Origin of the sequence: Mesorhizobium alhagi CCNWXJ12-2, assembly GCF_000236565.1 — a bacterium.
In the GTDB taxonomy this organism is placed as follows: Bacteria; Pseudomonadota; Alphaproteobacteria; order Rhizobiales; family Rhizobiaceae; genus Allomesorhizobium; species Allomesorhizobium alhagi.
The window spans coordinates 1-14,727 of sequence record NZ_AHAM01000298.1; the positions used below are offsets into that span (position 1 = coordinate 1).

The following is a 14,727-nucleotide window of genomic DNA, read 5'->3' on the forward strand; positions in this document are numbered from 1 at the left end:
GTCCTTGCGCAGGTTCCAACCCCAATAGGTACCGAGCGGCGCCGCGACAGCCGGATCCTCGACGCCGCCGACCGGAATACCGTCTTCGTCATTCTGCGGCACCAGCACGGGATAGCTTCCGCCATCCTTTGGCGGAATGGTCGCATGGTCGCGCACCTGCAAGACGTTGTAGACCGGCGTGTAAACGCCCTGGCCGAAATCTGGGGCCTTGAGGTCGTAAAGCGGCACCAGCGTGCCGTCGGCGACCGAGGGATAACGGCTCGCCGGCGGCGCCTTTCCGTCTTTGGCCCAGTCGCGCATCGAGGCGAGCAGGGCGCGCATGACGGGCGCGGAACTGATCGGGTTGGTCGGGAAGCGGCAGACCGGGTTCTCGCCGCTCTGCGATTCCCAGATGGTGAAGTGCGGCAGGCCCGAAAGGTAGTAGAGCCGCACATTTTCCGGCATGGTCAGCGGCTCACCAGTCGGCGAGGTCGAGACGAGCGCGGCGCGCGCTTGCCAGAACTCGGTCGAAGTGTCGGTATGCATGATCTTCGGGCAGGTGTCGCTGGCCGAGCAGGCGGAGAGGACGCTGCCGCTCTGGCCGCTCAGCGGATCGGTGCTCTCGGCATAGGTGAAGGGAAACTGATCGCCCGGGAAATCATGGTCCTCATGCTGCCGCGAATAACGGCCCGGCTGGGCGAAGCGGAAATTGGTAAAAGTCTTGCGCGAGCCGGCAATGTGGGGGATGGCGCCGTCGAAGACGCGCGCGCCTCGTTCGTCGGCGTTGAGGCCATGATGGATCAGGTCGCGAAGGAAGCGGCCGGATTGTGAAATGCCGAGACCGATCGTGTGCGTGATCCCGGTCGTCGCCGGCGCGGCGTCATGGCCCGGATTGCCGCGCAGGTAGGAGATCAGGTCGCTGGTTGCGATCATGCCCAAGCCGGCCGGAACCGCGCCCTTGGCCGGGTAGGTGAATTCGAAAATGGCGCCAGCGTCGAGGCCGTTCGGACGGGTGATCTCGAGCTCTGTCGGCGACAGATATTTGAAGGTCAGGCCGGGAACGGTCGATCGCGGCTCCTCGGGTTTCAACCGCACGGTCAGCTTCGCCTTGGCGGGATCGAGGTCGGCGGCGGGATAGGTCAGCTTGCCGATGCTGACAGGTTCGACCTTGTCGAACACGAACTCTTCCCGCGACACACCGGTCACGTCCGGCAGAGTGGGAACCGAGAGGTTGAGCGCGGTGTCCGGAAGATGGGTCTGCCAGCCGCTCCAGACGATAGTGTAGCCCTCCTTCATCAGATAGCCGTCGCCGGCATCCTCGGCCGCCTTGGGCAGGGCCGGCGAGTTGCCGAGATTCATCAGCATGAAAAGGAGATTGTTGCCGCGGTTTGGCACGTCGTATAGCAGCACTCCCGAGCCCTTGGCGGCGGCGACTGGGCGCAGCATCGCCACCTCGGTCGAGAAGCGGACCATGCCCTGGGCGTCGACGGGCGCCTTGTCGAGGTCGACGATCTTCCGGCCGCGTTCGGATTTGGGGTCGATGGCGAATTCGGCGACGGCGTCAACACGCTCATAAGCGCCGACTTCCCCGAAGGCAGTGCCGCCGAATGCCGGGCTTGTCGTCTCGACAATGCGGAAATCCACAACCTTCGCGCTGGCGGCGCCACTGGTGATAAGCGCGGCGGCGGCAACGGATGCGAGCAGCCGAATGGATCTAGCGAGCATGAATTCCCTCCCTGCCAGCTCCTTCGCTGGTCGTGTATGGAAAATCAATCATAGTGCGTGCAATGTCAACATTTTTGCATACAAGATTTGTTCTTCTGAGTAACGCTTGCCTTCGTACGGGCTTTGCGCCGAGCGAGGCGTGGCCGAAACCCGCGTCTCGCGAAACCGGAACGCGCGTTGGAAGTTACGAGATGTCGATACAAACACCTTTTCGACGCCGGCTTCCCGCCGGGGCGGAAAGCGGTCCTCGCCGCCTTAAGCGTCACACGTCGTCAGAGGAGGCGGGGATGAGCCACGCCTATCTGCGCCTGCGCGACAGAAACCCGGCGGCGCTATATCGCCCGATAACCGGCGCGCCCTTCCAGCCAGCAAGAATTCAAGGGATATAGACATGCCTGATATCACCCAACGCTATGAATGGCGGACTTTTATCGGCATAGAGAAAGCGGCAAACAACAACTGGAGCCTAAGCCAAATGACCACAGCCAACGAGATCGCCGAGACGATCGCCACCGAACAGAGCCTGACCAAGGCACAGGCCAAGACCATCGTCGATCGCGTCTTCAAGGCGATAACGGACGCTTCGGCGAGCGGGGCTGAGACGAGCATTCCTGGATTTGGCAAGTTCAAGGTCAAAGACACGCCGGAACGTGACGGCCGCAACCCCTCGACGGGTGCGACGATAAAGATCGCGGCTTCGAGAAAGCTGACCTTCACTCCGGCCAAGGCCATCAAGGACGCGCTCAACGGCTGAGCGCCTCTGGGGCGAACACCGAAGGGCCCCGCCTTGCGGCGGGCCCTTTAGGCGGAGCCGTCAGTCCCGGTTCTGACGGGACCAGATCAGCTGGAAGCCTTTCTCGCCTTCAACCTCGATGTGTCGGCTTGTGAAGGCCGGTCTTCGGCCGGTTTCGGGGTGTTCTGCTCCGCACAATCCCACCCACGGAACTTCTGCGGGTCTCGCATGTCGGCCTTAAGCCCGCTCCGCCCTTGGTCTATGTTGAAGCACGAACCCTGAGGTGTGAGCTGCGACGTTGGCGGACGAGAATGATAGTTCTGAGGAGATCGCGCGCATTCGGCGGCGGTTGGCCGCTCTGGATGCAGAGCGGCTGGCGCTTGCGCGCGAACTGGAAACTCTTGAGCAGAAGCTGATATCCGATAGCCATGCTAGCGAGCAGCCAGCCTTTGCTGATGCCCCTGTCACCAACAGCTCGCCCTCGACCGAGAAAATCGAGTTGTTCCGCCGCCTGTTTGCCGGGCGCCCCGATGTCTTTCCGGTTCGATGGGAAAACAGAAAAACCGGACGTTCGGGATATTCGCCAGCCTGTTGCAACGAGTGGGCGAAGGGGATTTGTGGCAAGCCGAAGGTGAAATGTGGAGAATGCCCACGTCAGGCATTCATCCCGCCATCCGACGAGATCATCGAAAGGCATCTGCGCGGAGGCGATGTCCGTTCTGGTGACTTCGTCGCCGGGGTGTACCCACTGCTGCAGGACGAGACCTGCTGGTTCCTTGCCGTCGACTTCGACAAGGACAACTGGGCGGATGACGCCCAGGCATTGCTCAGCACCTGTCATGCGAAACGGATTGCCGCGACCCTGGAGCGCTCAAGGTCGGGGAACGGCGGCCATGTCTGGATATTTTTCTCCGAACCTGTGCCGGCAAGGGCCGCCAGGCAACTGGGCTCTGCCCTGATCACCGAGACGATGGAGAAGCGCCCTGAAATCGGCTTCACTTCCTATGATCGGCTTTTTCCCAATCAGGACACGATGCCCCTTGGCGGCTTCGGAAATCTGATCGCACTGCCGCTACAGAGGAAAGCCCGCGAGATCGGCAACAGCGTCTTTGTCGACAAGGATCTGCGGCCTTACGATGACCAATGGGCGTATCTGTCGTCCCTGCCCAGATTGTCGGCGGACATGGTCTTCCGTATCGCGGACGAAGCGGAGCTGTCAGGCCGAGTCTTGGGCGTGCGTATGCCGGTCGACGACGAACATGCCGATGAACCGTGGAAGATGTCACCGTCGCGTCGCAGTGGGCCACGGAATATTGAAGCCACGATCCCACACAGCATCAGGATCGTGGTCGCCGATCAGGTCTACATCGACAGGACAACGCTTCCGCCGGCCCTGATTGCGCAGCTTGTTCGTGTGGCCGCCTTCCAGAATCCGGAGTTCTATCGCGCGCAGGCGATGCGGTTGCCCACATTCGGCAAGCCTCGTGTTGTCTCATGCGCCGCGCTGTATGCGAAGCATGTTGCTTTACCCCGAGGCTGCCTTGACGAGGCGGTCGATCTCGTCAAAAGCCACGGCGCCGTTGCCGATCTGGAAGACCTGCGCGAAATCGGTACGGCACTTCCTGCGACCGTTTCCTTCCAGGGCCAATTGCGACGGCCACAATTGAAAGCGTTCGACGCTCTCGCAGCCCACGAGAACGGCGTGCTCGCGGCGACAACCGCCTTTGGCAAGACTGTTGTTGCGGCGGCGCTCATTGCGCACCGCGCGCGAAACACGCTCATCCTCGTCCATCGACGGGAGCTGCTCAATCAATGGGTGGAACGTCTACGGTCGTTCTTGAACATAGACCCGAAACAGGTCGGCATTATCGGTGGTGGGAAAAGAAAGCCGACGAGCGTCATCGACGTCGCGCTCATCCAGAGCCTTGTGCGCAAGGGCGAAGTTGCGGACCTCGTCGCCGACTACGGCCATCTGGTCGTCGATGAATGCCATCACCTGTCCGCGGCAAGCTTCGAGCTTGTCGCTCGGCGGTCGAAGGCCCGATACGTCGTGGGGCTGTCCGCGACCGTCGCACGCAAGGACGGACATCATCCCATCATCTTCATGCAATGCGGCCCGGTCCGCCATCGTGTCGATGCGAGAGTTCAAGCAGCCGAGCGTGGTATCCGCCATCGTGTGCGCCATCGTTCGACGAAATTTGAACTACCACCGTCCCTAGCGTCGGTCGAACGCCCCTCGATGCCAGCGATCTACGCGGCACTGGCTCAGGACGGAGGGCGGAATGATCTTATCTTCGATGACGTGCTGAAGTCGCTCGAGGCGAGACGATCGCCAATTGTGCTGACGGAGCGGAAGGAGCACCTCGACCATCTTCGGCAGCGGTTTTCGCCATTCGTGAAAAATCTCGTCGTGCTGCGCGGCGGCATGTCTGCGGACGATCGCAAGATGGCTGAAGCGGCAATGCGGGTGTCGGATGATCAGGAGCGCCTGATACTCGCGACAGGTCGCTACATTGGCGAAGGATTTGACGACGCCCGACTGGACACGCTGTTCCTGACGATGCCGATCGCCTGGAAGGGGACCCTGGCGCAGTATGTTGGCCGGCTGCATCGCGAGCATGAGGGAAAAAGGGACGTTCTGGTCGTGGACTATGTCGATGAGACTGTCCCGGTCCTCGCTCGGATGGCTGCGAAACGACGCGCGGGATATCGCATGCTGGGCTACATGATCGAGTAGCGGCGCTCCGCTCACAGCGGGGCGCCCGGCTTCCACCCTCGGAATTATGGGAGCGAAATCCCGAAACCGGCGGAAGACCGGCCTTCACAAGCCGACACACCGCATAATCCCGCTCTCAGCACAATCGGTGGCGCCTGCGAGAACGCGCAAGTCTGGTCCCTTTTCGCTCGTGCGCTCAGCCGGAACCAGCTTGGCCTTGACGTTCAGGTTGAGTGTCTTGGATCGTGCCCGAAAAGCTGGTGCCGGTGCTCGGGCCCATCGCAGCCTCGATGGCACTCGACAGAACGGAGGCGATCGACCCCGCACCCACCGGGGTCCCCCGTTGCGCTTGTGCAATGGGGTGGTCCTTAGGGCTGCAACGAAGTGAAAGGCGGCCGGGGTGAGGCTTGTCCCGGAGGAATGGGCACAAAACCGGGGCCCCGCCACGCCTTCGTGGTGGGGGTGGCGCCCAGGGGAAGAAAACGAGACCGGCCGTTGCGGGGGTGAGACCGAGACGAGCGCAGCGACGCCGGCCTGCTGTCAGACATGCCACATCGACGACGCCGTGGGCAGGCCAGCCGGAACATCAGGACACCACCATGGCGTCCCGATTGGTCGAAAGAAACTGTCTCAAGCGTGCGGACTGCGGCGTCGTGAACACTTCCCCGGGGGCGCCCTGTTCTTCGATGCATCCTTGATGCAGAAAGATGACGCGGCTGGAGACGTCGCGCGCGAAGGCCATCTCATGGGTCACGACAAGCATCGTCCTGCCTTCTTCGGCGAGCGATCTCATCACACGCAGGACCTCGCCGACGAGTTCCGGATCCAGAGCCGACGTCGGCTCGTCGAACAGGAGGACTCGCGGGCGCTGGGCCAGCGCTCGAGCGATCGCTGCCCGTTGCTGCTGCCCGCCAGACAGGTGCGACGGGTAATGACCGTGTTTGTCGGCCAGCCCCACACGCGCGAGAAGCTCCTTGGCCTCCTCGATACACTCGGCGCGCGGGTGCCGATGTACATGAATGGGCGCCTCGATGACGTTCTCGAGGACGGTCATGTGCGACCAAAGGTTGAAACTCTGGAAGACCATGCCGATCTGGCTTCTCAAGTGGCTCAACTGCCTCCGATCCGCGATTTCCATCCCGGACCCTCGCTGGCGCAGCCGGATTGCCTCACCGCCGATGGAAACCGACCCGCTGCTCGGGATTTCGAGCATGTTGATGCAGCGAAGCATCGTTGACTTGCCGGAGCCCGAGGAGCCGAGCACCGAGATCACTTCACCCTGCCTCGCCTCGAGGTTAATGCCCTTCAGGACTTCGAGCCCGCCATAGGATTTGCGCAGATCGCCTATCGCGACGACGGGAACCGCATCGGCGGCAGTGGACTGATCTTCATACATGCAGGGGTTTATCCTTGGCGGGGAGAGGATCGGGCCGGGGCCGCAGATGAGGGGTGAGGCGGTGCTCTACCCAGGACAGGATGGAGGTCAGGACGAAGTTGAGCGCGAGATAGATGCCGCCTGCGACCACAAACACTTCGACTGCGCGGAACGTCTCGGCGATCAGCTTGCTGGCAAGTCCCGTCACCTCCATTAACGTGATGATCGAGGCAAGGGCGGTCGCCTTGATCATCAGGATGATTTCGTTGCCGTATGCCGGTAGAGCATTGCGGAGCGCTATGGGGAAGATGATCCGGCGGAACAGCAGCGGGCCGGACATGCCGCTGGCTCTGGCAGCCTCCACTTGCTGGGCAGCCACGGACTGAAAGGCGCCGCGAAAAATCTCGCTGCTGTAGGCGGCCGTGTTGAGGCTGAGTGCCAGCACAGCGCACCAATAGGGCTCGCGCACAAACTGCCACAGCCCGATCGATTGCAACTCCGCCCGAAACTGGCCGAGTCCGTAGTAGATCAGGAATATCTGAACGAGCAGCGGCGAGCCGCGAAAGACAAACACGTAGCCGTTCGCGATCACCATCGCCGGCCTTCCTCCGGTCTGGGCAAAGATCGTGATCAGGAGGCCAAACAGGCCGCCCGCCAGAATCGAGGCCGCTGCGAGGTTCAAGGTCAGCGGCAAGCCAGCGATGAGAATCTTCAACGCCTCCCACATGAAACCGAAGTCGATCAAATGGACCTCCGCACGCCGAGCATGGTGCGCGCTTCAGCGCGACGGAACAGGAGCGTCGATATCCAGGTGATCGCGAGGTAGAGCAGAATCGCGGTCAGATAGAATTCGAAGGGCCGTCGCGTCGAACCGGCGGCGATTTGGGATTGGCGAAGAAGCTCAACCAGGCCCGTGACGGAAATCAGCGCCGTCTCCTTCAGCACGAGCTGCCAGGTGTTGCCGATTCCAGGCAGGGCGAGGCGAAGGACGAGCGGGGCGATGATGCGCCTGAAAGCCGTCCAGTTGCGCATGCCCACCGCCTTTGCGGCCTCGATCTCGCCGCGCGGCGTGGCGAGGAAGGCGCCTCGTAGGACCTCCGCTTGGTACGCTCCGGACACGATCCCGATTGCAAGCACGCCGGTCACGAAAGCCGGCATCCCGATGAAGCCGTCGGCGCCAAAGAAACCCGCCACCGTTCCGAGGGCAGCGCTGCCGCCAAAATAGAAGAGGTAAATGACGAGCAGGTCCGGGATACCGCGCAGCACAGTGGTATAGGCGGTGCCGATTCGCCGCAGCACGAAACTCCCCGACAGTTTCGCCCAGGCGATGAGGGAGCCAATGGCCGATCCAAGGAGGAAGCCCGCCACGGCCACCGCGCAGGTCATGCCCGTGGCGATGAGAAGGGCCCTGCCCCAGCCATCTGCACCGAATCCGATCAAAGCGAAATAGGATTCCTGCACCGGGATCAGCCTCTGGCGCCGGGAAGTGCAGATTGCAGGCTGCGCGCGCTTCGGTGCGCACGCCGGCTTTCCAAGATAGCCTGCACCTTGTCCATGTTCGCCAGCGAGCTTCGAACATGAGCTCGTGCCGCAGCTGCCGCGGCTGCGGGGTCGCGCGAGCAGATCGCTTCCGCGATGGCCTTGTGCTCGACGAGATCGGAATTGCCGAAGTCGACCCACTGCACCTCGAGCCAGAGCGCGAGCTGCAATTGCTGGTAGATCTGGTCTGTCATCTGGATGAGCGGCTGGTTGCGGGCTGCCTCGGCGATGACCTTGTGGATATAGAGTCCGAGATCAAGGCTGCGGGCAATGTCCGACGGCGGGTTCCCATCGCCGTCCCGCATCCCTTCCATCTCGGCGATGATCGCGCGGATTCTTGCGAGATCCTCGTCCGTGGCATGCAAGCAAGCGAGCTCAGCCGCGCAGACGTCCAGCGCTTCCCGGACCACGAGCAACTGACGCACGGCCGGGACATCGAAGCTGATGACCGTGTAGCCGACATTACGCTGACCGACGACGAGCCCTTCCTTCTCCAGTTTCATCAGCGCTTCGCGCAACGGCGTGCGGCTGACGCCGAGGCGCCGGGATAGGGACTGCTCCGACAGACGCTCGGCAGGCCTGAGCTGTCCGCCCAGGATGAGGTCCTTGAGCTGGAGGTAGGTCGTCTGCCGGACAGATTCCCGCCGCTCGGAAGTTTTCGGCCCGTCGTCACCGTGCTCGCCTGCGATCGTGGTGGGCAATGCGATTCCCCCTTGCCATCCGAAATTGTATACGATTATGTATCCTAGATTGGATATCGCGATCAAGTGCTATCCAGTGAATCATCGCCCGTAGGGGCATCAAGACACGAGCAAGGCATGGACCGGGTCAATCTCGAGCGTTTGCGATCGCTCTACGGCGAAGCGTCGGGAGCCGACATCCTGAACCCGGCCTTCCGCGCGGTAGCGGAGCTGATTTTCCAGGATGGCGACAAGCGACCGGCGCCATATTGCGGCGCCCCCACCCTCCTCAAGGCGCCGTTACGCCCGCACGCCGCTCCGGGCTTTGCCGATATTGATGTGGCGCTCCTCGGCGTGCCGATGGATCTCGGCGTCACCAATCGCGCCGGCGCACGGAACGGCCCTCGCGCTGTGCGCAACGTCGAACGCGTCGGTCCGTTCGAGCACGTTCTCAAGGCGGTGCCGACAGCGGAACTGCGGGTGGCCGATGTCGGTGACGTCCCGTTCAGCAGCCGCTTCGACCTGGCGAGCGCACACACCGACATTGAGGCTTTCGTAGGGCAGATCGTCCGTGCGGGCGCCATTCCGCTTTCAGTAGGCGGCGACCATTCCATCAGCCTGCCCATCCTGCGCGCGGTGGGGCGGGAGCGGCCGGTCGGCATGATCCACATCGACGCTCATTGTGATACGGGCGGATCGTTCGAGGGATGCAAGTTCCATCACGGGGGGCCGTTCCGGCAGGCCGTACTCGATGGCGTTCTGGACCCGCATCGCACGATCCAGATCGGCATCCGCGGCAATTCCGAATATTTGTGGGAATTCTCCTTCGACAGCGGGATGACCGTTATCCACGCCGAGGAAGTGCAGGAGATGGGCATCGGCGCCGTGGTCGCTCGCGCGCGGGCTGTCGCGGGCGACGGGCCCGTCTATGTCAGCTTTGATGTCGACAGCCTCGATCCCGCCTTCGCCCCCGGCACCGGCACGCCAGAGGTCGGTGGTTTGAGCTCCAGCCAGGTTCTTGGAATCCTGCGGGGCCTTGCGGGTCTGGAAGTGATTGGCGGCGACGTCGTCGAGGTCGCACCGCAATACGACCCGACCACCAATACCGCGCAGGTCGCGGCGCAGGTCTTGTTTGAGCTCCTGTGTCTCGTGGCGCGTGGCCGCAGTGGGCGGCGCGGCGCGGCATCATCCGATGGAATTTAGGCAGTGGGCGGTTTCGCCCTATTCACAAAAAGGGGAAGTCATATGGACATCGTTCGATTTGGAATTCGCGGCCTGGTCTGCGCCATCGGGTTTTCGCTTACCGCTATGGGGGCGCAGGCTGAAACGAAACCGACGGCAATCACGATCGCCACCGAGGGGGCCTACGAGCCCTGGAACTTCACCGCGCCCGACGGCACTCTCCAGGGCTTCGAGGTCGACCTCGCCAACGACCTGTGCGATCGCATGAAGGTGACCTGCACAATCGTCGCGCAGGATTGGGACGGACTGATCCCTTCGCTCACGGCGAAGAAGTTCGACGCCATCATGGCTTCGATGATCGTGACGGAGAAGCGGCTCGCCGTCATCGCCTTCAGCAAGTCCTATGCGCCCACGTCAGCCGGATTCATGGTTGAAAAGGCGGGTCTTCTCGCCGAACTTCCCGGAACCGGAACGACCATCGATCTCGGCGCCGACCCGGCCAAGGTCGAGGCCGACCTGGCCCCGCTGCGGGCCGCGCTTGCAGGCAAGACCATCGGCGCTCAGGTGTCGACCGCCAATGTTGCGTTCCTCGACCAGTACTTCAAGGACACGCTCGATACGCGCGAATACAAGACCGTCGAGCAGCACGATCTCGACCTGCGCGCGGGCCGGATCGACGGCGTCGTTGCCCAGATCAGCGCGCTGAACGCCACGCTCGAAAAGCCAGACTTCCAGGACTTCGCGGTCGCCGGACCGACCTTGGTCAATGGCGTCTTCGGCCAGGGCATCGCGGCGGGCCTGCGCCAGGAGGACACCGTCCTCAAGTCGATGTTCGACGAAGCGATCACGGCCTCCGAACAGGAGGGCACGATCGATCGTCTCGCCAAGAAATGGTTCGGCCCGGACCGCTAGGCCATAGCCGGTGGGAGCGCGGCGATCGGCCCGCTCCCGCTGTCGGTCCACCAGCCCCACACGTTTCAGACCCACGAAATCAGGCTCGCCCCCATGCGATGGCCGAGCCGAGGAGACCTGATCATGACCATGCGCCCCAATTCCATTGAGGCGAGGGATGTCGCCAGTGTGCTGCACCCGTACACCAACGCCGCGGCCCATCGGGCCGAAGGTCCGATGGTGATCGCGAAAGGCGACGGCATCTATGTCTTCGACACCGACGGCAACCGCTACATCGAGGGCCTAGGGGGGCTGTTCTGCGCGTCGTTGGGGTTCAGCGAAGAACGACTGGTCGAGGCCGCAACCCGGCAGCTGCGCACGCTTCCCTTTTATCATACCTTCGGCGGCAAGGCGAACGAACCAGGCGTTGAACTCGCCGAGCGTCTGCTGGCCCTCGCGCCGGTCCCCATGTCGAAGGTGTTCTTCGCCAATTCCGGCTCGGAGGCGAACGACACGGCCATGAAGCTGGTCTGGTATTATCACAACGCCATCGGCAAGCCGAAGAAGAAGAAGATCATATCCCGCCAGCGCGCCTATCATGGCGTCACCATTGCTTCCGCCAGCCTGACGGGGCTCCCCAACAACCATCGCGATTTCGACCTGCCGATCGCCGGCGTGTTGCACACGGACTGCCCCGGCTTCTACCGCTACGGCCTGCCGGGCGAGACGGAAGAGGCCTTCGCCACGCGCTGCGCGGAATCGCTCGAACAGCTTATCGTGTGCGAGGGGCCGGACACCGTTGGCGCCTTCTTTGCGGAACCCTTGATGGCGTCGGGAGGCTGCATCGTGCCGCCGCCGACCTATTACGAGAAGATCCAGGCGGTGCTGCGACGCTACGACATCCTGCTGATCGCTGACGAGGTGATCTGCGGTTTTGGGCGCCTCGGCACGATGTTCGGCTCGGACAGCTTCGGGCTTGAACCGGACATGATGTCGATGGCCAAGCAGCTTTCCGCCGGCTATCAGCCGATCTCGGCATTGATGATCAACGAGAAGGTCTACAACGCTGTCGTCAAGGAGAGCGCTGAGATCGGAACTTTCGGCCACGGCTTCACCTACAGCGGTCATCCCGTCGCCTGCGCGGTCGCGCTCGAGACGCTGAAGATCTATGAAGAACGCGACATCGTGGGACATGTGCGCAGCGTCATGCCCCGCTTCCAGTCGCGCCTGAGCGCCCTCGGCGATCACCCGCTCGTCGGCGAGGCACGCGGACGCGGCCTGATCGGAACGCTCGAGCTCGTGCGCGACAAGGCGTCTAAGGAGCCCTTCGATGCGGCTCTCGGCATCGCAGCCCATGCAGGCAAGCGTGCGCAGGTCCACGGCGTGATCACCCGCGCCCTCGGCGACACGGTCAACCTCTGCCCGCCGCTGGCGATCACGGAGGCCGAGATCGATGACCTGTTCGATTGCATCACGCGCGCGCTTGACGACACCCACGAGTGGATCGGTGGCCGCATCAGCGCCTGATCCCGAAGCATTTCGGAGAACACGTCAGATGACGACCAACGCAGCCGTGATGGCAACGCGTCACCAGGAGATCGCCCGCGGGGTCGCGCACGCGACGTCCATCGCCGCCACACGTGCCTTCAACAGCGAGGTGTGGGACGTCGAAGGACGGCGATACATTGACTTCGCGGGCGGGATCGCGGTGCTGGCCTTCGACCTGCTGCGCGAGCGCGGGAGCGACGAACCCGACGCGGAGTCTGCCCGGCGCGCCGTTCAGCGCGCGTATGAGAACGGGCTCGTCATCCTGTCCTGCGGCACGAATTTCAACACGATACGAACTCTGGTCCCGCCCAACGCATCCGACGCCATTGCCGACGAAGGGTTGGAGATTCTGGGCCGATGCCTGGCTGCCTGACCGCCCCCAGATTCTGAAGCACGAAGGAAAAGCTGATGCGCGACTTCGAGTTCCCCGGCCGTTCGCTCGCCATAGGACGCCACGGCATGGCCGCCACCTCGCACCCCACCGCGACTCTGACGGCAGTTGAGGTGCTGAAGGCTGGCGGCACGGCTATGGATGCGGCTGTGGCCGCGTGTGCCGTCCAGTGCGTGGTCGAGGCCGGGTCCACCGGCATCGGCGGCGACTGCTTTGCGCTGATGGCACCCGCCGGCAGCGACAGGATTGTTGCCTATAACGGCTCGGGGCATACGCCCGCTGCCCTGACGCTGGAAGCAGTGGCCGCGGCGGGCGCATCGGCGCTGGAGCGGCGCTCGCCCCATGTCGTGACGGTTCCCGGAGCCGTCGACGCCTGGACGCTCCTCGTCGCGGATCACGGCCGCATGAGCATGGCGGAGCTTCTCGCCCCTGCAGTGGAACTCGCCCGCGAGGGCTATGCCATAACGCCGCGCGTCGCCACCGATATCGGGAACCAGCGCGATCTCCTCCTTGCAGATCCCTTTGCGCGGCGGACCTTTCTCGCGGACGGCGAGACACCGCGGGTCGGCTCGCTGCAGCGGCAACCGGAACTGGCGACAACGCTCGAGGCGATCGGCTGCGAAGGCCGGGACGGCTTCTACCGTGGCGCGGTGGCGCAGGACATGGTGGCGCGCCTGCGCGAGCTCGGTGGCCTACATGCGCTCGAAGACTTCGCGACCGCTACCGGCGAGTATGTCGAGCCGATCTCCGATACCTATCGGGGCTGGACCGTGCACGAGTGCCCGCCAAACGGCCAGGGCATCGTCGCCCTCGTGATCCTCAAGATACTCGAGCGCTTCGAGCCCGCTTCCGACCCGCTCGACGTTGACGGCCTGCATGTCGTCGTCGAGGCCACGCGCCTCGCTTATGCCGCACGTGACGCATGCGTGGCGGACTCGGCGGTCCCGGGCGCTATAGTCGATCACCTCCTGTCGGACACCATGATCGACGCCCTTGCGGCGAGGATAGACCTTGGCCGAGCCATCGATCCATTGCCGGTGCTCGATGCCGTCGAGCATTCCGATACCGTCTATATTTCCACTGTGGACAAGGACCGCAACGCCGTCAGCTTCATCAACTCCATCTTCCATCCATACGGCAGTGGCATCGTCGCGCCGCGATCGGGCGTGCTCTTCCACAATCGAGGGCAGAGCTTCTCGACGGTGGCCGGCCATCCCAATGCGATCGGACCGCGCAAGAGGCCGATGCATACGATCATCCCCGGCATGGTCACCCGCGACGGGCGTGTTGCGATGTCCTTCGGCGTTATGGGGGGGCATTACCAGGCCATGGGCCATGCGCATCTGCTCTCAAAGATCTTCGACCACGGGCTGGACCTCCAAAGCGCGATGGACATGCCCCGCCTTTTTCCGCTTCCCGGCACCGCCACGATTGAGATGGAATCGCGGCTGCGCGCGCGCCTAGGCGAGGCGCTGGAGCACCGCGGCTTCCGGGTGATCCCGCCCAAATGGGCGATCGGGGGCGCGCAGGCGATCTGGATCGATTGGGAGAACGGTACGCTGCTCGGCGGTTCCGACCATCGCAAGGACGGCTGCGCGCTCGGCTTTTGAGCTGCGCTCAACACGAAAGGCATCGAGCATGAATCCATACCGGGACACCGACCTGTTCATCGACGGGCGCTGGCGTGACGGGACGCAGGAACGGCTGCCCGTCATCGACCCCGCGACGGAGGAGACGATCGGCACGCTGGCGCACGCCGGCGCGACCGATCTCGACGAGGCGCTCGCCACGGCGGACCGTGGCTTCAGGATATGGCGAGATGTTGGCGCGTTCGATCGCTGCAAGCTGATGCGAAAAGCCGCGATCCTCCTGCGCGAGCGGGCCGAACATGTCGCCTGCCTGATGACCCGCGAGCAGGGCAAGCCGCTGGCGGAAGCCCGCCTGGAGACGCTGGGGGGCGCCCACACC

12 protein-coding genes and 1 pseudogene are annotated in these 14,727 nt (G+C 63.4%); 8 read left to right on the forward strand and 5 right to left on the reverse strand.

Annotation, left to right across the window (positions count from 1 at the left end):
• Positions 1-1,704 (reverse strand): alpha/beta hydrolase domain-containing protein (locus MAXJ12_RS31005; protein ID WP_008840146.1); only part of this gene is annotated, 1,704 nt, incomplete at its 3' end.
• Positions 1,705-2,179: 475 nt separating this feature from the next.
• Between MAXJ12_RS31005 and MAXJ12_RS31010 the strand changes: the two genes are divergently transcribed.
• Positions 2,180-2,458 (forward strand): HU family DNA-binding protein, encoded by a 279-nt coding sequence (locus tag MAXJ12_RS31010; RefSeq protein ID WP_040589039.1) that lies wholly within the window; start codon positions 2,180-2,182, stop codon positions 2,456-2,458.
• A 277-nt stretch (positions 2,459-2,735) separates the two neighbouring features.
• Entirely contained in the window at positions 2,736-5,174 is a 2,439-nt protein-coding gene (locus MAXJ12_RS31015; protein WP_040589034.1) for a TOTE conflict system archaeo-eukaryotic primase domain-containing protein, read from the forward strand.
• A 565-nt stretch (positions 5,175-5,739) separates the two neighbouring features.
• On the opposite strand, the gene MAXJ12_RS31020 is transcribed toward MAXJ12_RS31015, so the two are convergent.
• Genes MAXJ12_RS31020 through MAXJ12_RS31035 form a run of 4 tightly spaced genes read right to left on the reverse strand, consistent with a single transcriptional unit; the run spans position 5,740 to position 8,834 of the window.
• Complete coding sequence (locus tag MAXJ12_RS31020) at positions 5,740-6,549, reverse strand: ABC transporter ATP-binding protein (protein ID WP_008840149.1); 810 nt, start codon at positions 6,547-6,549, stop codon at positions 5,740-5,742.
• Positions 6,542-7,270, reverse strand: a complete 729-nt coding sequence (locus MAXJ12_RS31025) for an ABC transporter permease (protein ID WP_280113353.1) — start codon at positions 7,268-7,270, stop codon at positions 6,542-6,544. The genes MAXJ12_RS31020 and MAXJ12_RS31025 overlap by 8 nt, the downstream gene beginning before the upstream one ends.
• Positions 7,270-7,998: an ABC transporter permease gene (locus tag MAXJ12_RS31030; RefSeq protein ID WP_040589045.1), complete on the reverse strand. Its 729-nt coding sequence runs from the start codon at positions 7,996-7,998 to the stop codon at positions 7,270-7,272. The genes MAXJ12_RS31025 and MAXJ12_RS31030 overlap by 1 nt, the downstream gene beginning before the upstream one ends.
• Positions 7,995-8,834 carry a GntR family transcriptional regulator gene (locus tag MAXJ12_RS31035; protein WP_008840152.1) on the reverse strand — a complete coding sequence of 280 codons (840 nt, stop codon included), beginning with the start codon at positions 8,832-8,834 and terminating at the stop codon, positions 7,995-7,997. The genes MAXJ12_RS31030 and MAXJ12_RS31035 overlap by 4 nt, the downstream gene beginning before the upstream one ends.
• A 51-nt stretch (positions 8,835-8,885) precedes the next feature.
• On the opposite strand from MAXJ12_RS31035, the gene speB reads away from it, so the two are divergent.
• The 6 genes and pseudogenes from speB to MAXJ12_RS31065 form a co-directional block, all read left to right on the forward strand.
• A complete protein-coding gene (gene speB, locus MAXJ12_RS31040; protein WP_008840153.1) occupies positions 8,886-9,950 on the forward strand; it encodes an agmatinase in 1,065 nt (354 codons plus the stop codon).
• 105 nt (positions 9,951-10,055) lie between these two features.
• Positions 10,056-10,841: a transporter substrate-binding domain-containing protein gene (locus MAXJ12_RS31045; protein ID WP_420492405.1), complete on the forward strand. Its 786-nt coding sequence runs from the start codon at positions 10,056-10,058 to the stop codon at positions 10,839-10,841.
• 123 nt (positions 10,842-10,964) lie between these two features.
• Positions 10,965-12,347 carry an aspartate aminotransferase family protein gene (locus MAXJ12_RS31050; RefSeq protein WP_008840155.1) on the forward strand — a complete coding sequence of 461 codons (1,383 nt, stop codon included), beginning with the start codon at positions 10,965-10,967 and terminating at the stop codon, positions 12,345-12,347.
• A 49-nt stretch (positions 12,348-12,396) separates the two neighbouring features.
• A pseudogene (locus MAXJ12_RS40285) lies at positions 12,397-12,534 on the forward strand (4-aminobutyrate--2-oxoglutarate transaminase); the annotation flags it as partial.
• 242 nt (positions 12,535-12,776) lie between these two features.
• Positions 12,777-14,369, forward strand: coding sequence for a gamma-glutamyltransferase family protein (locus MAXJ12_RS31060; RefSeq protein WP_008840157.1), 1,593 nt, complete (start codon positions 12,777-12,779; stop codon positions 14,367-14,369).
• Positions 14,370-14,397: 28 nt separating this feature from the next.
• On the forward strand, positions 14,398-14,727 hold a 330-nt coding region (locus MAXJ12_RS31065; RefSeq protein ID WP_008840158.1), incomplete at its 3' end, for an aldehyde dehydrogenase family protein.